This is a genomic window from Geodermatophilus sp. SYSU D01186 (genome assembly GCF_054050215.1).
In genome coordinates, this window is sequence record NZ_JBJGYW010000020.1 from 19812 (window position 1) to 43016 (window position 23205).

The 23205-nt window shown below is 73.9% G+C and carries 23 protein-coding genes; 13 read left to right on the forward strand and 10 right to left on the reverse strand.

All coding sequences use genetic code 11. From position 1 onward, the window contains the following. Positions 1-102 precede the first annotated feature (102 nt). The 4 genes from ACI784_RS15540 to ACI784_RS15555 are packed head-to-tail and all read left to right on the forward strand — an operon-like array spanning position 103 to position 4587. On the forward strand, positions 103-978 hold the full coding sequence (locus ACI784_RS15540) for an FAD binding domain-containing protein (RefSeq protein ID WP_457014052.1): 876 nt from the start codon (positions 103-105) through the stop codon (positions 976-978). Continuing rightward, positions 975-1493 (forward strand): (2Fe-2S)-binding protein, encoded by a 519-nt coding sequence (locus tag ACI784_RS15545; RefSeq protein ID WP_457014053.1) that lies wholly within the window; start codon positions 975-977, stop codon positions 1491-1493. Before ACI784_RS15540 ends, ACI784_RS15545 begins: the two co-directional genes overlap by 4 nt. Continuing rightward, the gene (cutA, locus tag ACI784_RS15550) at positions 1490-3910 is read left to right on the forward strand and encodes an aerobic carbon-monoxide dehydrogenase large subunit (RefSeq protein ID WP_457014054.1); all 2421 of its coding nucleotides are present in this window, start codon (positions 1490-1492) and stop codon (positions 3908-3910) included. The genes ACI784_RS15545 and cutA overlap by 4 nt, the downstream gene beginning before the upstream one ends. Further along, a complete protein-coding gene (locus ACI784_RS15555; RefSeq protein WP_457014055.1) occupies positions 3907-4587 on the forward strand; it encodes a CoxG family protein in 681 nt (226 codons plus the stop codon). The genes cutA and ACI784_RS15555 overlap by 4 nt, the downstream gene beginning before the upstream one ends. 64 nt (positions 4588-4651) lie before the next feature. Here the strand turns inward: ACI784_RS15555 and ACI784_RS15560 are convergent, their stop codons facing one another. The 5 genes from ACI784_RS15560 to ACI784_RS15580 all read right to left on the reverse strand — a co-directional run bounded on the left by ACI784_RS15560 (position 4652) and on the right by ACI784_RS15580 (position 8544). Then, on the reverse strand, positions 4652-4894 hold the full coding sequence (locus ACI784_RS15560; protein ID WP_457014056.1) for a hypothetical protein: 243 nt from the start codon (positions 4892-4894) through the stop codon (positions 4652-4654). 26 nt (positions 4895-4920) lie between these two features. Then, a complete protein-coding gene (locus tag ACI784_RS15565; RefSeq protein WP_456924197.1) occupies positions 4921-5289 on the reverse strand; it encodes a nuclear transport factor 2 family protein in 369 nt (122 codons plus the stop codon). Positions 5290-5451: 162 nt separating this feature from the next. Beyond that, complete coding sequence (locus ACI784_RS15570; RefSeq protein WP_457014057.1) at positions 5452-6528, reverse strand: alkene reductase; 1077 nt, start codon at positions 6526-6528, stop codon at positions 5452-5454. A gap of 319 nt (positions 6529-6847) precedes the next feature. Then, entirely contained in the window at positions 6848-7837 is a 990-nt protein-coding gene (locus tag ACI784_RS15575; protein WP_457014058.1) for an LLM class flavin-dependent oxidoreductase, read from the reverse strand. A 68-nt stretch (positions 7838-7905) separates the two neighbouring features. Continuing rightward, positions 7906-8544, reverse strand: coding sequence for a dihydrofolate reductase family protein (locus ACI784_RS15580; protein WP_457014059.1), 639 nt, complete (start codon positions 8542-8544; stop codon positions 7906-7908). 299 nt (positions 8545-8843) lie between these two features. Between ACI784_RS15580 and ACI784_RS15585 the strand changes: the two genes are divergently transcribed. From ACI784_RS15585 to ACI784_RS15595, 3 genes are all read left to right on the forward strand, one after another. After that, positions 8844-9932, forward strand: coding sequence for a PKD domain-containing protein (locus tag ACI784_RS15585; RefSeq protein ID WP_457014060.1), 1089 nt, complete (start codon positions 8844-8846; stop codon positions 9930-9932). A 72-nt stretch (positions 9933-10004) separates the two neighbouring features. Further along, positions 10005-10661: a class E sortase gene (locus ACI784_RS15590; RefSeq protein WP_456924202.1), complete on the forward strand. Its 657-nt coding sequence runs from the start codon at positions 10005-10007 to the stop codon at positions 10659-10661. A gap of 2 nt (positions 10662-10663) precedes the next feature. Further along, on the forward strand, positions 10664-10816 hold the full coding sequence (locus ACI784_RS15595; RefSeq protein ID WP_456924203.1) for a hypothetical protein: 153 nt from the start codon (positions 10664-10666) through the stop codon (positions 10814-10816). A gap of 59 nt (positions 10817-10875) precedes the next feature. Here the strand turns inward: ACI784_RS15595 and ACI784_RS15600 are convergent, their stop codons facing one another. Then, positions 10876-12069, reverse strand: coding sequence for a serine hydrolase domain-containing protein (locus ACI784_RS15600; protein WP_456924204.1), 1194 nt, complete (start codon positions 12067-12069; stop codon positions 10876-10878). Between the two features lie 61 nt (positions 12070-12130). Then, the gene (locus tag ACI784_RS15605) at positions 12131-13777 is read right to left on the reverse strand and encodes a flavin-containing monooxygenase (protein ID WP_457014061.1); all 1647 of its coding nucleotides are present in this window, start codon (positions 13775-13777) and stop codon (positions 12131-12133) included. Between the two features lie 205 nt (positions 13778-13982). Here ACI784_RS15605 and ACI784_RS15610 point away from each other — a divergent pair, with 205 nt between their 5' ends. Beyond that, positions 13983-15731, forward strand: a complete 1749-nt coding sequence (locus ACI784_RS15610; protein ID WP_457014062.1) for a sigma-54-dependent Fis family transcriptional regulator — start codon at positions 13983-13985, stop codon at positions 15729-15731. Between the two features lie 7 nt (positions 15732-15738). Here ACI784_RS15610 and ACI784_RS15615 read toward each other — a convergent pair whose 3' ends face one another. Then, positions 15739-17595, reverse strand: a complete 1857-nt coding sequence (locus ACI784_RS15615; protein WP_457014063.1) for an ABC transporter ATP-binding protein — start codon at positions 17593-17595, stop codon at positions 15739-15741. A 75-nt stretch (positions 17596-17670) separates the two neighbouring features. Between ACI784_RS15615 and ACI784_RS15620 the strand changes: the two genes are divergently transcribed. The 3 genes from ACI784_RS15620 (at position 17671) to ACI784_RS15630 (ending at position 20087) form a co-directional block, all read left to right on the forward strand. Next, positions 17671-18087, forward strand: a complete 417-nt coding sequence (locus tag ACI784_RS15620; RefSeq protein WP_457014064.1) for a MarR family winged helix-turn-helix transcriptional regulator — start codon at positions 17671-17673, stop codon at positions 18085-18087. A 113-nt stretch (positions 18088-18200) separates the two neighbouring features. Next, positions 18201-19406, forward strand: a complete 1206-nt coding sequence (locus ACI784_RS15625) for a globin domain-containing protein (protein ID WP_457014065.1) — start codon at positions 18201-18203, stop codon at positions 19404-19406. 189 nt (positions 19407-19595) lie between these two features. Continuing rightward, complete coding sequence (locus tag ACI784_RS15630; RefSeq protein ID WP_456924210.1) at positions 19596-20087, forward strand: response regulator; 492 nt, start codon at positions 19596-19598, stop codon at positions 20085-20087. Positions 20088-20097: 10 nt separating this feature from the next. On the opposite strand, the gene ACI784_RS15635 is transcribed toward ACI784_RS15630, so the two are convergent. After that, positions 20098-20571, reverse strand: a complete 474-nt coding sequence (locus ACI784_RS15635) for an antibiotic biosynthesis monooxygenase (RefSeq protein ID WP_456924211.1) — start codon at positions 20569-20571, stop codon at positions 20098-20100. Positions 20572-20687: 116 nt separating this feature from the next. Between ACI784_RS15635 and ACI784_RS15640 the strand changes: the two genes are divergently transcribed. Further along, the gene (locus ACI784_RS15640) at positions 20688-21122 is read left to right on the forward strand and encodes a DUF1707 SHOCT-like domain-containing protein (protein WP_456924212.1); all 435 of its coding nucleotides are present in this window, start codon (positions 20688-20690) and stop codon (positions 21120-21122) included. On the opposite strand, the gene ACI784_RS15645 is transcribed toward ACI784_RS15640, so the two are convergent. Continuing rightward, on the reverse strand, positions 21113-21991 hold the full coding sequence (locus tag ACI784_RS15645; RefSeq protein WP_457014066.1) for a GGDEF domain-containing protein: 879 nt from the start codon (positions 21989-21991) through the stop codon (positions 21113-21115). The genes ACI784_RS15640 and ACI784_RS15645 overlap by 10 nt on opposite strands. A 110-nt stretch (positions 21992-22101) precedes the next feature. Between ACI784_RS15645 and ACI784_RS15650 the strand changes: the two genes are divergently transcribed. Beyond that, a complete protein-coding gene (locus tag ACI784_RS15650) occupies positions 22102-23202 on the forward strand; it encodes a DNA glycosylase AlkZ-like family protein (protein WP_457014067.1) in 1101 nt (366 codons plus the stop codon). The last annotated feature ends 3 nt before the right edge of the window (positions 23203-23205 follow it).

Genomic DNA, 23205 nt, shown 5'->3' on the forward strand with positions numbered 1-23205 from the left:
GCTCCTGAGCGGCACCTCCACCCGGACCCGTACGACAGAGGAGGCACTCGTGGCGTTGCACCAGACGTCGCACCGCGGTCGCGGTCAGGGAATCGGCGCCCGGTGAAGCCCGCCCCGTTCCGGTACGCCGACCCGCGCACGCTGGAGGAGGTCCTCGAGGTCCTCGCCACGGAGGACGGCGCCAAGGTCCTCGCCGGCGGCCAGTCGCTGCTGCCGCTGCTGTCGATGCGGCTGGCGGCGCCGGCCACGCTGGTGGACATCAACCGGGTGCCCGGCCTCGACGCCGTCGAGGTCACCGGGGACGGCGTCCGGGTGGGCGCCCTGGTCCGGCACGCCACCATCCTGCACGACCACGCGGCCGCCGGCGTCCAGCCGCTGCTGGCCCGCGCCACCGCGAACGTGGCCCACCCCGCGGTCCGCAACCGCGGGACGACGGTCGGCTCGATCGCGCACGCCGACCCCTCCGGCGAGATGACGTCCGTCCTCGCCCTCACCGACGGCTCGGTCACCGTGGCCACGCCCGGCGGTGTCGAGACCGTGCCGTGGCGCGACCTGTTCGTCGGACCGCTGGAGACCTCGCTGTCCGGGCCGTCCCTGGTCACCTCCGCCTTCTTCCCGGCGCTGCCCGAGCGCTCGGGCACCGCCTTCGCCGAGGTCGCCCGCCGCAAGGGCGACTACGCGGTCTGCGGCGCCGGCGTCGTCGTCACGCTCGACGGCTCCCGTCGCGTGTCGGCCGCCCGCGCGGCCTACATCTCCGTCGGGCTGGTGCCCGAGGTGCACGACCTGACCGACGCCGTCGCCGGCCAGCCGGTGGAGAAGGCCGACTGGTCCGCGGCCGGCGAGCTGGCCCGCACGCTGGTCGAGCCGGACGGCGACCTGCACGCCAGCGCGGAGTACCGACGCCTGCTGGTCGGCGTGCTGACCGAACGAACCCTGGGCCAGGCCGCGGCCGAGGCAGCCGAGAGGACCGACGCATGACCGTCTCCGTCGACACCGAGCGGACCGTCACGATCACCGTCAACGGGGTGCCGCGGAAGGCGACCGTGCCGGTGCGCCGACTGCTGTCCGACGCGCTGCGCCACGACCTCGGGCTGACCGGCACCCACGTCGGCTGCGAGCACGGCGTCTGCGGGGCGTGCACGGTGCTGGTGGACGGCGCCCCGGTGCGCTCCTGCCTGGTGCTCGCCGTCCAGGTCGACGGCGCCGAGGTGGAGACCGTCGAGGGGCTGGCCCGCGAGGACCACCAGGGCGGGCAGGTGCTGCACCCGGTGCAGGAGGCCTTCCGCGAGTGCCACGCGCTGCAGTGCGGCTTCTGCACGCCTGGCTTCCTCATGACGATCAAGGCGGGGCTGGAGAACCGGGACGCGTCGGCCGAGCTCACCGAGGAGGAGGTCGACGACATGGTCGGCGGCAACCTCTGCCGGTGCACCGGCTACGCCAACATCAAGAAGGCCGTCCGCCACGCCGCCGCGGCCATGGAGGGTGACCGGTGACGACGAAGCTGTTCGGCGAGCCGGTCCGCCGGCGCGAGGACGCCCGCCTGATCACCGGCAGGGGCCGCTACCTCGACGACATCGGGCACACCGCCCTGGCCGCCGCCTTCGTGCGCAGTCCGCACGCGCACGCCCGCGTCGTCGACATCGACGTCGAGGTGGCCCTGGACGTCGAGGGCCTGGTCGCGATCTACACCTACGAGGACCTCTCCGGCCCACTCGCCGAGCCGCTGCCGGTGCTGATCCCCCACCCGCAGCTGACCGCCCCGCGCACCGGCTACCCGCTGGCCAACGGCGTGGTGAACCACGTGGGCGAGCCGGTGGTCATGGTGGTGGCCACCGACCGGTACGTGGCCGAGGACGCTGCCGAGCGGATCGTCGTCACCTACGAGGAGCTGCCGGTCGTCGTCGGGGTGGACGCCGCCCGCGAGGCGAGGGTCGCCGTCCACGCCGACGTCCCGGACAACGTGGCCGCACGCCACCACCAGGAGACCGGGGACGTCGAGCCGGCCCTGGCGAAGGCCCCGCACACGCTGTCGTTCACGCAGTACATCGAGCGCAGCGCCTGCATGCCGATGGAGGGCAAGGGCGTGCACGCGCGGTGGGACGCCGCCGACCGCTCGCTGCGGGTCTACACCAGCACCCAGGCCTCGACGTCGGTGCGCGCGGCGATCGCGGCCAAACTGCAGCTGCCGCTGGACAAGGTCGAGGTCGTCGCGCCCGACGTGGGCGGCGGCTTCGGCGTGAAGATCGTGCACCCGTGGCCGGAGGAGCTGCTGGTGCCGATGGCCGCGATCGCGCTGGGCCAGGAGGTGAAGTGGGCCGAGGACCGGCGCGAGCACTTCATCTCCAGCGCGCACGAGCGCCAGCAGCGGCAGGAGATCACCGTCGGGTACGACGACGACGGCCGGATCACCGCCCTCGACGTCCACATCTGGCACGACAACGGCGCGTACACGCCCTACGGGATCATCGTGCCGATCGTGACGGCGACCCAGTTGGTGGGCCCGTACGTGATCCCGGTGTACCGGGTGATCGTGGAGAGCGTCTTCACCAACACCGTCATCGTGACGCCGTACCGCGGCGCCGGGCGGCCGCAGGGCTGCTACGCGATGGAGCGGACGATGGACCGCATCGCCGACGCGCTCGGCCTGGACCGCGCGCTCGTGCGGGAGCGGAACCTCATCCAGCCCTCGCAGTTCCCGTACGACCACAAGCTGACGTTCCAGGACGGCCGGCCGGTCATCTACGACTCCGGCGACTACCCGGGTCTGCTGGACAAGCTGCGCACGCTCGTGGGCTGGTCGGAGGCGGAGTCGCTGCGGGCGGACGCCGAGGCCCGCGGCCGGCTGCTCGGCGTCGGCATGGCGCTGTACGTCGAGGGCACCGGGCCCGGCCCGTACGAAGGCGGGCACGTGCAGGTGCTCGGCAGCGGCAAGGTGCTGGTCTCGACCGGGCTGACCTCGCAGGGACAGGGCCACGAGACCGCGTTCGCGCAGATCGTCGCGTCCGAGCTCGGGGTGCCGATCGAGGACGTCGAGGTGACCACCGGCGACACCCGGCGCTTCGGCTACGCCGTCGGCACGTTCGCCTCGCGGGCGGCGGTGATGAGCGGCAACGCGATCGCCCTGGCCGCGCGCGGCGTCCGCGAGAAGGCGCTGCGGATCGCCGCCGACGTCCTGGAGGCCGACCCCGGCGACCTGGAGATCGAGGACGGCGTCGTCCAGGTGCGCGGCACCCCCGGGGCGTCCATCCCGCTGCGGACGGTCGCCGTCCTGTCCAACCCACTGCGCTACGCGTTCGACGAGGCCGCCAAGCAGGCCACCCAGTTCGCCACGCACGACGACACGAAGCCGCCGGTGGCCGAGGGCGACGCCCCGGGCCTGGAGCACCGCGACTACTACTCGCCGATCCGGTCGACCTTCGCCTCCGGCGCGCACGCCGCGATCGTGGAGATCGACCCGACGACGTGGGAGATCGACGTCGTGAAGTACGCGGTGGTCCACGACTGCGGCAACATCGTCAATCCGATGATCGTCGAGGGCCAGGTGCACGGCGGCGTCGCGCAGGGCATCGGCGGCGCGCTGTACGAGCGGATGGCCTACGACGACTCCGGGCAGCTGCAGAACGCCTCGTTCATGGACTTCCTGATGCCGTACGCGTCCGAGATCCCGGACGTGGTGATCGACCACCAGCAGACGCCCTCACCGCTGAACCCGCTGGGCCTCAAGGGCGCCGGCGAGGCCGGCGTCATCCCAGGGACGGCGGCCATCGCCTCGGCCATCGAGGACGCGACCGGACGCCGCATCGCGGCGATGCCGATCTCGCCCACCCAGCTGTACGACCTGATGCGATCCCCCGATTCGGAGAAGACCGCTGCGGCCGCGCGCCGGGCGAGGACAGGAGTGTCTGCGTGAACCTCGACGGCTCTGCGGTGCTGCACGCCGACCCGGAGAAGGTGTGGTCGGTCATCACCGACCCGGCGGTGCTGGCGCGCACGATCCCGGGGTGCGAGTCGCTGGAGCGCACCGGGGACGACGAGTACCGGATGAACGTCTCGGTCGGCGTCGGGGCGATCAAGGGCACCTACGCCGGCGAGGTGCGCCTCTCCGACCAGCAGCGGCCGACGTCGTACGTGATGCACGCGTCCGGCGCGGGGGCGCCCGGCAACGCGCGGGCGACGGTGACGATCAACCTCGAGCCCGCCGACTCCGGGACGACGACGCTCACCTACTCCGCGGACGCCGTGATCGGCGGGCCGGTGGCGGGCGTGGGCCAGCGGATGATCAGCGGCGTCGCCAAGCGGATGGCCGGGCAGTTCTTCAAGGCGATCGACGACGAGCTGACCGGGGTGGCCGCTCCCGCGCCGGCGGCTGCCGCTCCTGCCGCTGAGGCGCCCGCTCCCGCTGCCGGGGTGCCCGCCGTCGCTGCCGCGGCTCCGGCCGCCGCACCCACCGTCTTCGCGGGCCGGGCCGCGGCTGCGGCTCCGGCCGCCTCCGACGTCCGCGCGCTCGTGACCGGGGCGCTCGGCGGCGCCGGGCTGACCCTGCTCGGTGTCCTCGTCGGCTGGCTGCTGGGCCGCCGCCGGGGCTGACGCTCACCGGACACACGGCGAGGGCCCCCTCGATCGGGTCGAGGGGGCCCTCGGCGTGTGTCCGTCACGAGGCGCGGGCCTCCGCGCGCAGCTGCACCGCGGCCAGCAGCTCCCAGCGGATCGCGGAGCTGCCCGGCCGGATGACCTGCCAGTAGCGGGCGAAGCGCCGCCGCGTGGCCGGATCGGTGGCCACCACGCGGGTCTCCGAGCTCAGCTCCGTGCCGCCGCGGCACGGCGTCAGCCGGAAGTCCATCGCCGCCTTCACCCAGCCCGGCTCGTCCGGCGCCGCCCCCGGCCGGGACCGCACACGCACTCCCGGTACCCACCTGGCCGTCAGGCCACGATCTTCCAGTAGGAGTCCTTGCGCCGGATGCGACCGTCCGGCGCGAGGTCGAGCAGGTCGCAGCCGCGGACGCGCACCTTCTCGCCCTCGGTGGTCGTGCCCGTCAGGAGCCAGCGGGAGACCGCGTGGTCCCCGCACGTCCAGTGCTCGTCCTCGCCGTAGTGGACGTCGGGGATGCCGGTGAACCGCGCCGTGAGCCCCTCCCGCACGGCCGCCCGGCCGCTGTAGCGCGTCCCCCACGGGTCGGGGCCGCGCGGGGTCTCCAGCACGCAGTCGTCGGAGAAGAAGTCCATGATCCGGTCGAGGTCGTGCGCGTTGAACGCCGCCACGAACTCGCGGAGCCCTGCCTCGTCGGTCATGCGGGCAGTGTCCGCCGGGAGGGCGGCCGGGACGAGGGTCCACCCGCGCGTCGTGGGTCTCTGAGTGCGAGGGCACTCAGAGACCCACGACCGCCGACGGAGCACCGAGGGCTGCCTCCCCGGTGGGGAGGCAGCCCTCGGCGCGTGTGCGGCAGGTGCGGGTCAGCCGACCTTGAGCGTCGGGTAGTCGGTGTAGCCCTCGGCGCCGGCGGCGTAGAAGAGGTGCTGCTTCGGCTCGTTCTCCGGGTGCTCGCCGGCCCAGCGCTCGACCAGGTCGGGGTTGGCGATCACGGGCCGGCCGACGGCGACGGCCTCGGCGTGCGCGGCCTCGATGAGGGCGACCGCCTCCTCGCGGGTGGTGACCGACCCGAAGCCGCTGTTGGCGATCAGCGGGCCACCGAAGCGCCGGCGCAGCTCCTGCACCAGGTCACCGGCGGGCTCCCGGTGCAGCACGCTCAGGTAGGCCAGGCCCAGCGGCGCCAGCTGGTCGAGGAGCGCGCCGTAGGTGGCGAGGACGTCGGCGCGGTCGGTCTCGAACGCGTCCTGGATGTCGTGCTCCGGGGAGATGCGCAGCCCCACCTTGCCGGCGCCGATCGCCGCGGCCACCGCCGTCACCACCTGGACGACGAAGCGCGCGCGGTTCTCCGGGGAGCCGCCGTACTCGTCGGTGCGCTCGTTGGACGCGGGCGAGAGGAACTCGTGCAGCAGGTAGCCGTTGGCGCCGTGGATCTCCACGCCGTCCAGCCCGGCCTCGACGGCGCGGCGGGAGGCGGAGACGAAGTCCTGCACCGTCGCGCGGGCCTCCTCGACCGTCAGCGCGTGCGGCACCGGATAGGCCTGCTTGCCCTTCTCGGTGTGGCCCTCGCCGTTGATCGCGACGGCGCTCGGGGCGACGACGCGGCGTCCGCCGTTGACGTCGGGGTGGGTGACCCGGCCGCCGTGCATGACCTGCATGACGATGCGGCCTCCGCGGGCGTGCACCGCCTCGGCGACCCGGCGCCAGCCCTCGACCTGCTCGTCGGTGACGATGCCGGGCTGGCCGACGAACGCCTGCGACTCGTGGTTCGGGTACGTGCCCTCGGTGATGATCAGGCCGAGGCCGGCGCGCTGCCGGTAGTGCTCGACGACGAGGTCACCGGGGACGCCGGACGCACCGGAGCGCATGCGGGTCAACGGGGCCATGACGACGCGGTTGGCGAGCTCGAGGTCGCCCAGGGTCACAGGGGAGAACAGGTCCACGGAGGGTTCCAAGGACCTGTGCCGGGCAGCCCATTCCGGAACGCGACGGGCATCACGGCGAGAAGGCGCTCGACTCCCCGTGCCTGCATGCCGACAGCCCGCACGAGATCGACATGGGATGTGGGGAGCGATGAGACCCTGGCTCCTGGCGCTCCGGGGAGCCGCCCTCCTCGGACACTCCGGCCCTGCGCCCGCCGGAGGGGCACCTCCACGCACGCTCGTGCTCTGCCCACCATCGTGGGCAGAGCACGAGCTGCCGCAGAGGGCGGCGCCCGGCGAAGCGGTGCTGGTGGGTACGGGGTCAGCCGGAGTGTCCGGCTCAGGCGGCGACGAGGGACATCGCCTCGGCGGTGAGCTCGACCGAGCGCAGCCGGCCCTCGGTGCCCGGGAACTGGTGGGCGACGATCAGCTCGTCGGCCTCGACCGAGCGGGCGAAGCCGGTGAGGTACTCGCGCACCTCGGCGGGGGTGCCGACGGCGGTGTGGGTGAGCATCGTGTCGACGTGCAGGCCCGCGCCGCCGTCGAGCAGCAGCTGGGCCTCGTCGTCCGACAGCGACCGGCCGCGGCGGAACAGACCGACGGCGAGGGTGCGGCGGACGGCGGCGAGCGCGGCCTCGGCCTCGGCGCGGGTGTCGGCGGCGACCGCGTTGACCCCGGCGATCACGTACGGGGCGTCGAGCTGCTCGGACGGCTTGAACTCGCGCCGGTAGGCCGCCACCGCGGGCTCGAGCATCGCCGGGGCGAAGTGCGAGGCGAACGCGTACGGCAGGCCGAGGGCGGCGGCCAGGGAGGCGCCGAACATCGACGAGCCCAGGAGGTACAGCGGGACGTTCGACCCCTTGCCCGGGATCGCGTCGACACCCGGCACCCGCGTCGAGCCGGCCAGGTAGGCCTGCAGCTCGAGGACGTCCTGCGGGAAGCGGTCGGCCGAGCGCGGGTCGCGGCGCAGGGCGTACATCGTGTTCTGGTCCGAGCCGGGGGCGCGGCCCAGGCCCAGGTCGATCCGGCCCGGGTACATCGCGTCGAGGGTGCCGAACTGCTCGGCGATCGTCAGCGGCGAGTGGTTGGGCAGCATGACGCCGCCGGCGCCGAGCCGGATGGACGACGTCTGCGCGCCGACGTGCGCGATGAGCACGCTGGTCGCCGACGAGGCGATCGTCGGCATGTTGTGGTGCTCGGCGTACCAGACCCGGCGGTAGCCGGTCTCCTCCGCGCGCCGGGCGAGCGCGACGCTCGCGGCGATGCTGTCCGCCGCGGTCGTCCCACGGGCGATCGGCGCGAGGTCGAGGATGGACAGCGGGATGCTCATGTACAGGCCTCTCAGGTGGTGTTGCCCTGAGCAACCGTCGCCCGCCCCCGACCCTTCCCCGAGCCCGCTCAGCCGCTGACCGCCCCCTCGTACTCCGGCCCCATGGACCCGGTCTCCACCTCGCCGGCCCGCTGGTAGGAGGCGACCAGCACGCCGGAGGCGGTGACCCGCGAGGCGGTCAGCCGCCAGGCCCGCGGGATGGTCCCCTCGCCGAACAGCCGCTTGCCTTGCCCAAGCGTCACCGGGAACACCACCAGCCGGAGCTCGTCGACGAGGTCCTCCCGCAGCAGGGTCTGCACCAGCCCCGGTGAGCCGTGCACCTGCAGCTCCCCGCCGTCGGCGGCCTTGAGCGTACGGACGGCGTCCGGCACCGGCCCCTCGATCAGCCGGGCGGTCTCCCACTCGACCGAGGGAAGGGTGCGGGAGGCGACGTACTTGGTCTTGTCGTTGAGGCCCGTGGCGACCGCGCTGTCCTCATCGCGCATCTGCGGCCACGAGGCGTGGAAGATCTCGTAGGTCCCGCGGCCGAGCAGGAAGTCCTGGGCGCCGGTGAACCACTCCTCGATCTGGGCGCCGAGGTCGTCGTCGAAGTGGGGCACGACCCAGCCCTCGTGGACGAAGCCGCCGGAGGGGTCCTCGCCCGGCCCGCCGGGGGCCTGCATGACGCCGTCCATGGTCAGGAACGTGGTGACGACGAGCGGTCGCACGGGTGCCTCCCGGGGGTCCGGGGTGGCCGGGTGGGCCACCCTCTGCTCCTAGGACGCCGCGGCCGGCTGTGGCTCATCGCCGTCCCGCGGATCCGTCCGCGGGAGACCGATTCGTCGCAGTGAGCGACATGCCTGCTCACGAGGCGTGACGACACGTCCGAACGTCCCCACAGGATGGGGTGGCGTAGGGGACGGAACGGGGGGTGTCCCCCCGACTCCGCACGCCCGAGATTGGGAGCACGGAAGGAGCGGCGATCCGCTCCAGGGGAATCCGTCCATCTGATCACGGGGGTCCATCGATGAAGCGCACCACCAGCCTGTTCACCGCCGGCGCCATGGGGCTCGGCACGTTCGCACTCGTCAGCGCGGTCGCGCCGAGCATCGCCTCGGCCAACGGCTGTGGCGTCACGACGCTCGACATGGCCGGCCTCCAGGCGGCCTTCAACGGCTCGCTCTCCGGCTTCGGCGACGGCGGCAACGCCGAGATGCGACCCGACGGCCTGCACATGACGACCGACGCGTCGGAGAACGCCTGGGTCGGCTACTTCATGGACGGCCTCGGCATCCCGCTGGCCGACGCGACCGCGCCGTCGAACTACGCCCTCGACGTCACCCAGGCCGCGGGCCAGCCCCTCGCGAACCACCCGACCTACGAGATGTGGGTCGACCTCGACGGGCCGGAGGGCGAGCTCCCCTCGTGGCTGGTGTACTACCAGCCCGCCACGGGTGACCCGGAGGGCGTCTGGTGGAGCGAGACGGCGCTGACCGAGGTCGACCCGGAGGCGTCCGAGGCCACCGACGAGGCCACGCTCGTCGACATCAGCGCCGCCTACCCCGACGCGACGATCGAGACGATGGGCTTCCAGATCGTCTACTCGCCCGACGCCGACGCCGTCGTGCACGGCATGACCTTCGGCTGCAACGACTTCGTGTTCAGCTCGGGCCCCGAGACGGACCCGCAGAACGTGGCTCCGATCGCGGCCTTCACCGCCACCGCCACGGGTGCGGACGTCGCCGTCGACGCCAACGCCTCGTCCGACGCGGACGGCACGATCGCCACCTACGCGTGGGACTTCGGCGACGGGGCCACCGGCACCGGGGCCACGGCGAGCCACACGTACGCCGCCTCCGGCACGTACACCGTTTCCCTGACCGTCACCGACGACGCGGGCGCGACGGGTTCCTTCTCGCAGCAGGTCACGGTCACCGTCCCGGGCAACGGCGGGGGCGACCCGACCGACCCGGCCGAGCCCACCGAGTACGACACCCCGCTGCCGAACACCGGTGCCGACGTGCTGGGCATGGCCGCCATCGGTGGTCTGGTCCTCGCCGGTGGTGGCGCCGGCCTGGTCGTGAGCCGTCGCCGCAAGGCCAACTCGGCCTCCTGACCGCCAGCACCCGCGTCCCGCCCGCCGGCACCCGGCGGGCGGGACGCACCCATCGGGACATCAGGGGGACCGATGATCCGCACGTTCTTCAGCGGGCTGTGCCAGCTCGCCATCACGGTCGGGGCCGTGATGCTGCTCTACGTCGCCTACGAGATCTGGATCACCGACCTGTTCAGTGACCAGGCGCAGGAGCAGGTGGCCGAGGACCTCCGCGAGGACTGGTCCACGCCGGCCCCGGAGACCGAGCCCGACTTCGGCGAGGCCTTCGCCTTCGTGCACATCCCGCGCTTCGGGGCGGACTGGGAGCGGGCCGTCGTCGAGGGCACCGACCCCGACGAGCTCGAGGACGGTCCGGGGCACTACGTGGGCTCCGCGATGCCCGGCGAGCAGGGGAACTTCGCCATGGCCGGCCACCGCGTCGGCCGGGGCAGCCCGTTCATCGCCCTCGACGTCCTGGAGCCGGGGGACCCCGTCGTGGTGGAGACGGCCGACGCCTGGCACGTCTACCGGGTGACCACGACGACCGTCGTCGACCCGAGCGAGAGCAGCGTCGTCGCGCCCACACCGGGCGGCCCCATGAACGGGGAGGCGACCGGCGCGGTGCTCACCATGACGACCTGCCACCCCAAGTTCTCCACCAAGCAGCGGCTGGTCGTGCACGGGGTGCTGGACAGCACGGTGTCCAAGGCCGAGTCGCCGGACGGGCCGGCGGCACTCGAGGAGGTCTGAGCGTGTACTCCTGGATCTGGCGCCACCTGCCCGGCAGCACCGGGACCCGCGCCGTCACCGCGCTGCTCCTGGTCCTGGCGGTGGCGGCGCTGCTGCTGTTCGTGGTCTTCCCCGCGGTCTCGTCCCACGTGGAGCTGTGGACGCCGACGCTCTGAACGCCGCGCGCGAGCGGGGCGGAGCGGGACCGTCCGGTCCCGCCCCGCTGCGTTCCGCGTCAGCGCTGCAGCGACGAGTACAGGGCCGTCTCGAACTCCAGGTAGCCGCCGAAGGAGGTGGCGTCCCCGAAGGGCAGCACCTGGGTGGCCCAGAAGCCGCCGTACCCGTTCTCCCGGTCGACCCAGTAGAAGAGGTTGGCCAGCCCGGCCCAGCCGAGTGCACCGGCCGGCCGGCCGGTGGGGGCCGGCTCGTCGTTGACCATGAACGGCAGCGACCACGACTTCGACAGCCCGGGGAAGAACTCCGCGTCGTTGGACAGCGACGGGATGACCCCCGGGAGCATCGTCACCTTGAGGTCGCCGAGGTGGTTCTGCACCGCCATCCGCACCGTCTCGGGCCTCAGGACGGCTCCGCCCTCGCCCCGGCCGTCGTTGAGCCACATGCGGATGAAGCGCATGTAGTCCCCGACCGTGCCGTAGAGCCCGTGACCGCCCATGTGCGCCTCGGGCGGCTGGGGCAGCTCGAAGTCGTCCATCGGCGTGAGCGACCCGTCGTTCCCGCGGGCGTGCACCGTCGCCCGCCGCTCCCGCAGCCGGTCGTCGAGCTCGAAGGACGTGTCGGTCATGCCGAGCGGCTGGAAGATGCGGGCGGCGAAGACGTCGCCGAGGCGCTCGCCGGTGATGCCCTCCACCACCTGGCCGGCCCAGTCGATGTTGCTGCCGTACTCCCACCGCTCCCCCGGGTCGAACAGCAGCGGGGTCTGCAGGCAGGCCTTGGTCGCCGTGATGACGCTGGGCTGCCCGTGCTCGGTGGCCAGCCTGTTGTAGTGCTCGTTGAAGAAGTCGTAACCGAAGCCGGCCGTGTGGGTGAGCAGGTGCCTGGTGGTGATCTCCCGCTTCGGGGCACGGGTGCGGGGTCGGCCGTCGTCGCCGAAGCCGTCGAGCACCTGCAGCTCTCCGATCGCCGGAGCGTAGGTGCTGGCGGGAGCGTCGAGGTCGAGCCGCTCCTCCTCGACCAGCTGGAGCGCCGCCGTCGCGGTGATGGCCTTCGTGGTCGAGAAGAGGGCGAAGACCGTGTCGGTGGTCATGGCGACGTCCCCGCCGAGGCGCCGGGCACCCGCCGCCCCCTCGTAGACGTCGGCCTCCCGGTCGGTGGCCATGGCCACCACGCCCGCGACGGGGGCGTCGGCCTCGACGGCTCGGGCGAGGATCTCGTCCGCCGCCTGCGTGAAGCGCTGCGTCGTCTGCGTCATCGCAGTCCTCCGGTGGCTCGGTGGGACGGTGCGCCGCCGCTCCGGCGCACCGCAGAGGGTGTCAGCGGATCGCGAATCCCGGGTAGCCCGCGGCGGCCACCTCGTCGCACTTCTGCCGGTAGGTGCCGACACCGCCGGTGTAGGACAGCACCCGCCGGGGCTTGCCCGGCACGTTGGAGCCGACGTACCAGGACGTCGTCCTCGAGATGAGGTTGGCCGACGCCGTCTCGTCGTGGTGGGCCACCCACGCGTCCTCGGCGTCCGCGGTCGGCTCGATGACCGTCGCGCCCCGCTCCCGCATCGACCGGAGGAGGTCGGTGATCCACTCGGTCTGCTGCTGGAGGCAGGTCGTCATGTTGCACAGGGCGGCCGACGGGGCCAGCGGCACGGCGGTGGTGAGCAGGTTGGGGTAGCCGTGCACCATCAGGCCCATCGTGGTGCGGATGTCGCGGCCCCAGTCCTCGGTGAGCGACCGCCCGTCGCGGCCGCGGATGTCGATGCGGGTGAGCGCGCCGGTGCCGGCGTCGAAGCCGGTCGCCAGGACGATCACGTCCAGCTCGTGGACGGTGCCGTCCTCCAACTGCAGCCCCTGGGGGACGACGCGCACGATCGGGTTGTCGCGGACGCCGACCAGCTCGACGTTCGGCCGCAGGTAGACCTCCAGGTAGTCCATCTCCAGCGGTACGCGGTGGGTGCCGAAGCCGTAGTCGGTCGGGACCAGCACGTCGCACAGGTGCCGGTCGTGGCGCAGGCGGGCCCGCATCTTCTCCCGGACGAACTCCGAGACCTCCTCGCTGGCCGCCTCGTCGAAGAAGATCTCCGGGAACGAGGCCAGCCACAGCTTCAGCGAGCCGTTCTCGTAGATCTCCTCGAGGAGCTCACGTCGCTGCTCCGGCGTGAGGTCGCCGTAGGAGTGCTCGAAGTCGTACTCGAAGCCGGTGAACGTGCGGGGGAGGGTCGTGCGCAGGTCGGCGAAGCGCGCCTTGTACGCGGCGACGTCCTCCGGCCCGTAGTGCGGGTTCTTCATCGGCAGGGCGTACTGCGGCGTGCGGGCGAAGACGGTCAGGTGCCCGACCCGGTCGGCGACGGTCTGGATCACCTGGATGCCGGTGGCGCCGATGCCGACCACGCCGACCCGCTTGCCCGCGAGCTCCAGGCCCTCCGCGGGGTAGCGCGAGGTGTGCACGATCGTGCCGCGGAAGTCGGCCTGCCCCGGGAAGATGTCGGCCATCGGCGCGGACAGCATGCCGGCGCAGGTGACGAGGAACTGGGTGTCGACGGTGTCGCCGCGGTCGGTCTCGACCGTCCAGCGCCCCCGCTCCTCGTCGAAGCGGGCGGCAGTGACCGTCGTGGAGAACTGGATGTCCCGGCGCAGGTCGAGCCGGTCGGCGACGTAGTGCATCCACCGCTCGATCTCCGGCTGGTCGGGGAACCGCTGGCTCCAGCTCCAGTCCTTGTAGAGGTCCTCGTCGAACAGGTACTGGTAGATGTAGGCCTCGGAGTCGAACCGCGCCCCCGGGTAGCGGTTCCAGAACCAGGTCCCGCCCACGTCGGCCCCGGCGTCGAAGGCGCGCACCCGCAGGCCGAGCCCGCGCAGCTGGTGGAGCTGGTAGAGCCCGGCCACCCCGGCGCCGATGACCAGGGCGTCGAGCTGCTGGACCCCGGAGGCGTCATCGACCTGGGCCGTCGTCGCTGTATCGACGCTCATCTCTCATCTACCTTCCTCGATGTGGTCCGGGTCACTGTCGCCATCCCAGCGGCGTCCCACCTGGTCGAGGCGTCCCAAGTTGGGACAGTTCGGCCAGGCGCGGCCGCTGCTGCGGGCACCGCGGACCGGTGACGGGGGACGCCGCCCCCGGCGTCCCCGCTGGACGGGCTCCCGGCGACGGGCGGGGCCCGGCGTGGAGGTGGTGATGCACCAGGGATCGGAGGACCGGCTGCGCGTGGCGGCGGCCCGCGCCGACTTCCTCGAGCGCGGCGCCGGAGCAGCGGGTGTGCGCGACCTCGTGGCGGCGTCCTGGCAGCGCAGCTGGACGGCCGGCGTCGACGCCGACGAGTACCGGATCACCTTCCACGAGGACGTCGACCTGGACTCCCGGCTCGTCCGGTGCGCCAGGCCGGTCATCGAGCGGCTGGCCGAGGAGATGGTCGACGTCCCGATCGCCATCGCCCTGTCCGACGCACGGGCCCGCATCGTGCACCGGCTGGACTGCTCGACGTCGGTCGGCCGGCTGCTGGACCGCGTCGACTTCACGGCCGGGTTCAGCTTCGCCGAAGGCGGCGTCGGCACCAACGGGATCGGGACCGTCTTCGAGGCGGGGTCGTCGGTCGCCGTCGTGGGGGCCGAGCACTTCACCGAGGCCCTGGTGAAGTTCGCCTGCACCGGCGCCCCGGTGCTCGACCCGGTCACCGGCCGGGTGGAGGGCGTCCTCGACGTCAGCTCGCTGGCCGAGAGCTGGACACCCCTGATGCACACGCTCGTGCGGCGGGCCGCCGCCGACATCGGTGAGAGCCTGCTGCTCGACCGCGGGCACGCCAAGCGGGCCCTGTTCGAGGTCTTCGCCCGGGCCGACGCCCGCCCCCGGCAGGCGGTCATGGCGGTGGGCGGGTCGCTGATGGTCAACCAGCGCGCCCAGCAACTGTTCACCGCCGCCGAGCAATCCGTGATCCACCAGCACGCGCTGTTCCTGATGGGCTCCCGCGACCGGGTGCGTGAGACGGTCACCCTCGACTCCGGCCGCCGGGTGCGGATGCGTGCGCGGCGGGTCGTCGTCGGCGACGAGGTCGCCGGCATCGTCCTGCTGCTCGACGAGGACCCCGGTCACCCGTCGGTGCCGGCACCCCGCAGCGCCCCGCCCGGACGGCGCCCGGAGGACCCCGCCCTCGGCGGCTGCTCCCCAGGGTGGGTGACCGCGCGCACGCAGCTCGCGACCGGTCTCGACCGCGGCGACCACGTGCTGGTCATGGGTGAGCCGGGCACCGGCCGGCGCACGCTGGTCACCGAGGTGTTCCGCCGGCTCCACCCCGCGGGGGTCGTCGTGACCGGGCCGGCGGGCCTGGAGCCCGGCGGGCTGCCCGGTCTCCCGGCGCTCGTCGTCCTGGAGGACGTCGACCGGCTCGACGCCGCGGCGGTCGGCCGCGTGGGTGCGTCCCTCCCCACCGTCGACCGCGGCCGGGTCCTCGTCGCGGCGACGCTGGCGGAGGAGAGCGTCAGCGCCGACCTGCCGTTCCGGGCGCTGCTCGGGCAGTTCGACCAGGCGGTGACGGTGCCGCCGCTGCGCTTCCGCGGTGAGGACCTGCCAGTCCTCGTCGCCCACTTGCTCGCCGAGCTCGCGCCCGACCGGAGGGTCCGGCTGCACCCGGAGGCGAGCCGGCTCATCGGCCGCTACGCCTGGCCGGGCAACCTCACCCAGCTGCGGGAGGCACTCGAGGTGGCGTTGCGGGCCCGCCCGGTGGGGGAGATCCGGCCGGAGGACCTGCCCGGCTACTGCCGCACCGCCGGCGGCCGCACGCTGACCGCGATCGAGGCGGCGGAGCGCGACACGATCGTCCGGGCGCTGCAGCGGTGCGGAGGCAACCGGGTGCATGCGGCGGCGTCGCTGGGAATGGCCCGCAGCTCCCTCTACCGGAAGATCCGGAGCTACGCGATCACCGACGTGTGACCGCCGGTCAGGCGGCCAGGGCGACGTCCCGGTCGGCGGCCGCGACCAGCTCGGCGTAGCGCCCGCCGGCGGCCAGCAGCTGCTCGTGGGTGCCGGACTCCACCAGGCGGCCCGCGGCGAGGACGGCGATGCGGTCGGCGTCCCGGATCGTGGACAGCCGGTGCGCGATGGTGATCGTCGTCCGGCCGCGGCTGGCCTCGTCGAGCGCCGCCTGCACGGCCCGCTCGGTCGCGGTGTCCAGCGCGCTGGTCGCCTCGTCGAGCACCAGCACCCGCGGGTCCCGCAGCAGGGTGCGGGCGATCGCCAGCCGCTGCTTCTCCCCGCCGGAGAACCGGTGCCCGCGCGCGCCGACGACGGTGTCGTAGCCCTCCGGCAGCGCGGCGATCACGTCGTGCACCTGCGCGCGGCGGGCGGCGTCCACGATCTCGTCGTCCGTGGCACCGGGACGGGCGTGCCGCAGGTTCTCCCGCACCGTGGTGTGCAGCAGGTAGGTCTCCTGGGCGACGACGCCGACGACCTGCGCGAGCGTGGCCAGCGACAGGTCCCGGACGTCGACGCCGTCGATCGTCACCCGCCCCGCGGTCGGGTCGGCCAGCCGCGCGACCAGCGAGGCCAGGGTGCTCTTGCCCGACCCGGTCTGGCCGACCAGCGCCAGTGACGAGCCCGCGGGCACGGCGAGGTCGACGCCGTCCAGCGCCGGCCGGTGCCCGTCGGGGTAGGTGTGGGAGACGCCCTCGAAGCGCACCTCGCCGCGGACGGCGGCCGGGTCCAGCGGCACGGGGTGGACCGGGTCGTCGATCTCCACCGGCAGGTCCAGGTACTCGAAGACGCGGCTGAACAGCGCCATCGAGCTGGTCACCGACACCCCGACGTCCAGCAGCTGCATGAGCGGGCGGAACAGCGCCGTCTGCAGGGTGGTGAAGGCGACCAGCGTGCCGATCGTCATCCCCCCGGACGTCGCCGGGAGCCCCGCGGCCAGGTAGATCACCGCCGGGATGCCCGCGAAGACGATGCTCATCGTGGCCATGCGCCAGCGCCCGGCCAGCTGCGAGCGCACCTCGAGGCCGACGAGGTCCTCGGAGGTGTCGGCGAACCGCCGGGACTGGGCCGGCCCGGCGCCGAGGGTCTTGCCGAGCAGAACGCCGCTGACCGACAGGCCCTCCTCCACCTGCGCGTGCAGGTCGGCCAGGCGCCGCTGCCGCTGCGCGGTGACCCGCCGGCGCATCCGCGCCACCCGGCGGGTGAGCAGCACCGCCGGCGGCAGGACGACCAGGGACAGCAGCGACAGCCGCCACGACAGCGCGACCATCGCGATCACCGTGCCGACGACGGTGGTCGCGTTGGAGGCCAGCGAGGTGGCGGTCGAGGTCACCACCGACTGCATGCCGGCGATGTCGTTGGTCAGCCGGGACTGCACCTCCCCGCCGCGGGTGCGGGTGAAGAACCCCAGCGACTGCCGCTGCAGGTGGGTGAAGACCGCCGTCCGCAGGTCGTGCATGACCCGCTGCCCGACGCTCGTGGACAGCCACGTCTGCACCACCCCCAGGACGGCGGTGGTGGCGGCGACCGTCACCATCCCGGCCACCGCCCAGGCCAGCAGGCGCACGTCCTGCTGCGGCAGCGCCTCGTCGATCACCAGGCGGACCAGGAACGGCGAGGCCAGCGCCACGACCGACGCGGCCACGATCAGCACCACCACCGTGGCCACCTGCCAGCGGTGCGGCGCGAACAGCGCGGCGACCCGGCGCAGCGGCACCGGGGAGCGCTCCAGCTGGGCCCGGTCGGCGGGGTCGACGGTTCGCCCCGAGCGCCCGCCTCCGCCGCCCGCCCCTCTCATCCCGTCGTCGACGACGACCACCTCCATCGCCCCAGGCCCCCGGCGGATTGCTGAGGTTGCCTCACGATGAGGTAACCGTACGACACTGGGTACGATTCCCGCGTGCCGGACGACAACGCCTCCCTCGGCGAGCTGCTCATGCGGGCCGCCCGCACCCAGCGGCGGCGCTGGCGGGAGACGCTGGCCCCGTGGGAGCTGCTCCCCCACCACGCCCGGGCGCTGCGGGTGGTCTGCGAGCGGGACGGCGTCCGGCTCTCCGACCTCGCCGAGGCGCTGTCCATCGCGCCCCGCTCGGCCACCGAGGTCGCCGACGCGCTGCAGGCCCGCGGGCTGGTCGAGCGCGGCCCCGACCCGGCCGACCGGCGGGCCGTCGTCCTGACACCCACCACCGCCGGCCGGCAGGTGCAGCGCGAGGTGGCCGCGGCGCGGGCGGCCGACAGCCGCGACCTGTTCGCCCGGCTCGACCCGGCCGACCGGGCCGCCCTGGCGCGGATCCTGCGCAGCCTGACCGACGACTGAGCGGACGCCGCCGGATCAGGTGGCCGATCCATGCGTAGCACCCGCCACGGGGGGTTACGGGGGTCCGGAGGTGACGGACCCGTCACGAGCCAGCAGAGGGAGAGGTTGCCGTCGTGCTGTCCGACAAGTCGCGGCCCGTCATCGAGGCCACCCTGCCCGTGGTCGGCGAGAACATCGGGAAGATCGCCGAGCGCTTCTACCAGCACCTCTTCGGCGAGCACCCACAGCTGCTCGACGGCATCTTCAACCGCGGGAACCAGGCCGAGGGCACCCAGCAGCAGGCGCTGGCCGGCTCGGTCGCGATGTTCGCCAGCGCGCTGGTCAACCACCCCGACCGGCTGCCCGAGCAGCTGCTCAGCCGGGTCGCGCACAAGCACGCCTCGCTCGGCATCCAGCCCGCGCAGTACCAGGTGGTGTACGACAACCTCTTCTGGGCGATCGCCGACGTCCTCGGCGACGCCGTCACCCCCGAGGTCGCGGCGGCCTGGACAGAGGTCTACTGGCTGATGGCCTGGGCGCTGATCAACCAGGAGCGCGGGCTCTACAGCGCCCGGGGGGTCCGCCCGGAGACGGTGTGGCGCGACTGGGAGGTCGTGGAGAAGCGCCGGGAGACCGACGACGTCGTCGTCTTCACCGTCAAGCGCATCGACGACCGCCTGGTGAAGACCTCGCTGCCCGGCCAGTACGTCACCGTGCGGATGCCGATGCCCGACGGCGTGCAGCAGCCCCGGCAGTACAGCCTCACCCGCGCCGACGACGGCGAGCACCGCTCCTTCGCCGTCAAGCGGGTGCACGGCAACGGCAAGCCCGACGGCGAGGTCTCGAACCTGCTGCACGACAGCGTCGACGTCGGCGACACGATCACCACGTCCCTGCCGTTCGGTGACGTCGTGCTCGACGACTCCCGGCCGGCCGTGTTCGCCAGCGCCGGCATCGGCGTCACCCCGATGGCCGGGATGATCTCCCACCTGGTCGCGGCCGGCTCGCACCTCGACGTCACGCTGCTGCACGCCGACCTCGACGAGTCCTCCTGGCCGCTGCGCCGGCAGCTCGTCGACGACGTCAAGGGACTGGCCGACGGGAAGCTGCACGTGTGGTTCGAGCGCGGCGCGCAGTGCAGCCTGCCGGTGGACGGCGTGCACGAGGGGATGATGGACCTCACCGAGGTCGACCTCGCCGACGACGCCGTCTACTACCTCTGCGGTCCGCTGCCGTTCATGAAGGCCGTCCGCAGCGCGCTCATCGACCGCGGCGTGGCCCCCCGCGACATCCAGTACGAGGTCTTCGGCCCCGACCTCTGGCAGGCCGACGCGGAATGACCGTGTGAGCAGTACGGATGCCCTCTCGTGGTGACGGAGCGGCAGGGGGCGACCACGGCACGGGTGGTGCAACCCCCTGGATCCGGGGGAACACCACCCCATGACGGGGCTGCCGGTCCCGTGCGCCGGCGCGCAGGCTCTGCTCGCGCGCTGGCGGCCCACCAGCGGGGGGACGAACCGGGGAGATCGATGTCGATCAGAGTGCTCATCGCCGACGACCACGCGCTCATCCGCGACGCGCTCGTCGACCTGTTCTCCGGAACCGGCGACATCGAGGTCGTCGCGGAGTGCTCCGACGGCAGCCAGGTCCTCGACGCGGTGAGCCGCACCCGGCCCGACGTGGTGCTGATGGACCTGAAGATGCCGTGCGTGGACGGCATCGAGGCCACCCGGCAGGTCCTCCGCGCCCACCCCGGCGTCCGGGTCGTCATCCTCACCGGCGCCCTCACCCCCGCCACGGCGCGCGAGGCGCACGCCCTGGGCGCGGCCGGCTACCTGCTCAAGGAGGGCGACCCGGGGGAGATACCGGCGCACGTCCGGGAGGTGGCCGCCGGCGGGACCGCCTGGAGCCCGGCCGCGCTCGCCGTCGCCGAGCAGGGGTGGGACACCGCGGCGCACCCGGACGGCGACCGGACCGCCTCGCCCTACGTCGAGGAGAGCCCGGCCCGGTACCGCCGCTGAGGCGCGGCCGTCAGTCGGCGAAGGCCAGGCCCTGCCCGGCCAGGGCCTCACGGAGCCGGGACACCGCCTTCGGGCCCACCCCGTGCCAGGACAGGAGCTCCCGCTCGCTCAGCGACGTGAGATCGCGGAGATCCCGGAGGCCCCGCTGCAGGAGGGCGCTGGCGGCCGGCGCACCGATGGACGTCGGCAACGGCAGCGGCGTCCCCGCGTGCGCCTGGGCCACCTCGTACTCCGCGACGTCGGCCCGCAGCAGGACGGCGGCCTGCCCGTCGGACGGACCCGCCCCGCGGAACGCCTCCAGCTCGGCCCGGGTCCGCCACCGCTCGAACACGTCGATCCGCCCCGGCTCGAGCAGGTCCGCGGAGATCGCGAAGTCCAGGCAGCCGGGAGCGGAACGCGCCTGCTCGACCACGGTGCGGCAGCCGGCGAGGTAGTCCGGCCGGTCCTCCGGCCGCACGGTCAGGGTCCCCGCCACGATGATCACGACGGTTCGACCGTCGCGCCGGCCCGGACTCATCGGTGCGCGGGGATCGACGCGCCGACGCGCCGGGGAGCGCCGGTGCAGCCCGACCGCGCGGCGGCGGGTGCCACGATCGGGCCGTGGACGAGCCCGTGCGCCCGGACGACATGCGCGTCTCCGACCCCGAGCGGGCCGCCGTCCAGGAGCGGCTGCGCCGGGCGGTGGCCGCCGGCCAGCTGGACCTGCACGAGTTCGACACGCGGGTGCAGACGGTGTGGGCGGCACGGACCCGTGGCGACCTCGCCCGGGTCACCCGCGACCTGCCCGAGCCGCCGCCACCGCCGCCGCCACCGCCGCCGCTGGGCCGGGTGTTCAGCGACGACGCCGGCGGCGTGGCCATGCGGGTGCTGACCATCGTCTGGGCCAGCGTCGTGGCGGTGAACCTGGTGGTGTGGGGCCTGGTCTCGCTCACCACCGCGGAGTTCGCGTACCCGTGGTGGCTGTGGGTGGCCGGTCCGCCCGGGGCCGTCCTCGCGGTGCTCTACGGCGTGGGCATCGGCCGGCCTCAGCGCTGAGCGGCGCGGTCGCCGGCCGTGCGCCGCCGCCGGTGGGTCTTGCTGCCGTACATGGCGCGGTCCGCGCGGGCGATGAGGTCGTCGGGCGGGTCGCCGGGCCGGCCCACCGCCGCACCGACGCTGACCCCGATCGACAGAGATCCGCACGCCGTCTCGAACGGCGTGGCCAGCGCGGTGGCCACGTGCCCGGCCAGGGTCGACACCCGTTCCGGGTCGTCCCCGGGCACGAGGAGGACGAACTCGTCCCCGCCGAACCGGGCCACGAGCTCGCCCGGGCACAGCAGCCCCGCCAGCCGGGCGGCGACCTCGCTGAGCAGGCGGTCGCCGACCCCGTGCCCGTGGTCGTCGTTGACCAGCTTGAACCGGTCCAGGTCGCAGAAGAGCACCGTGCAGCCGGCACCGTCGACCGGGTCCAGGTGCCGGCGGAGGCTGTCGAAGAGCGCGCCGCGGTGCGGGATGCCGGTCAGCCGGTCGGTCTCGGCCCGCTCGTGCAGCCGGGCCTCCCGCTGCCGCTGGTCGGTCACGTCGACGCCCACGCAGGCGATCGCGAACGGCCGGCCGTCACGGTCGAGCAGCACGTCGTTGTACATGGCGACCCGCCGCCGACCGCCGTCCCCGCTGATCCACTCAGCCTCCTGCGGGGGCGCGACACCGCTGGCCATGGACCGGGCGACGGCGTCCTTCGCGAGCTCGACGTGCTCGGGCAGCACCCAGACGTCCCAGAAGAACCGGCCCAGCAACTGCTCGGGCGACCGGCCGGTGAACCGCTGCACCGCCGGATTGGCGAGCAGGATCCGGCCGTCGGCGGCCACCACGGTCAGCAGCACGCCGGTGGCCGCGATGAACGCCTCGGAGAGGGAGCACTCCACGCGGCCGCCTCCTCGTCGCGCGCCCCCCGCGCGATCCCGCATGAGACCACGATCACAGTCGGGACGCCACCGTGCCCCGCGGCGCCGGCCCCCGCCGCTAGCGTGCGGGCGTGACCCGCTCCCTGACCCGCCGGCAGGCGCTCGACCTGCGGGTGCACGCGCAGCAGCTCGACCGGGCGGCCGGCGGCCCCGACGACACCGCCGTCCTCGACCTCGGCGTCCAGGACACCGGCCCCGACGGCGGGCTGTGGGCGCTGGCGCTGCGCGGCGTCGACGTGGCGGCCCTGCCCGAGGACGCGCTGGCCACGGTCTGGACCATCCGCGGCGCCCCGCACCTGTACCGCCGGGCGGACCTGCCCGACGTCGCCGCGGCCACCGCCCCGTTCTCCGACGCCGACGCGGGCAAGCGCGTCTACGACGCGGCCAAGCCGCTCAAGGCCGCCGGCATCCCGGTGCTGACCGCGCTCGACACGATCGCCGGGGCCATGCGCTCGCTGGTCACCTCGCCGATGGTCAAGGGCGAGGTGTCCGGCCGGCTGGCCCAGGTGCTCGACGAGCCCCACCTGCGGTACTGCCGCCCGTGCGACGCCACCCACCCCTGGGAGCAGCCGTTCCGGCTGGCCGCGCTGCGGGCCGGGCTGGAACTGGAGCCGGGCACGTCGCCGCCGGTGCTGCGCCCGGTGCCGGGGCTGACGCCGAGCGCCACCGTCCCGCCGCGCTTCGACGTGATCCGCGGCTGCCTGCGGCTGCTCGGCCCGACGACGCCGAAGCTCGTCGCCGGGTACCTCGACGCCCCGGTCAGGGAGGTGCAGGCGCGGTGGCCGGAGGACGCCGTGGAGGTCGACCTGGACGGCGAGCGCCGCTGGCTGCTCACCGCGGACGCCGACCGGCTCGACGACGTCCCGCCGGCGTCGGGGACGGCGCTGCTCGGCCCGTTCGACCTGTTTCTGCAGGCACGCGACCGCGACCTGCTGGCCCCCGACCCTGCCCGCGCCAAGGCCCTCTGGCCGGTGCTGGGCCGGCCCGGCGCGGTGCTCGCCGACGGGGAGGTCGCGGGCGCGTGGCGGCCGCGGAAGTCGGGCCGCTCGCTGACCGTGGCGGTCGAGCTCTGGCACGACCCGACGCCGGCGCTGCGGGCGTCGGTCCACGCGGCCGCCGAGCGGCTCGCCGCGTTCCGGCAGGTCGTCCTGAAGGAGGTCACGCTGGACTGACCG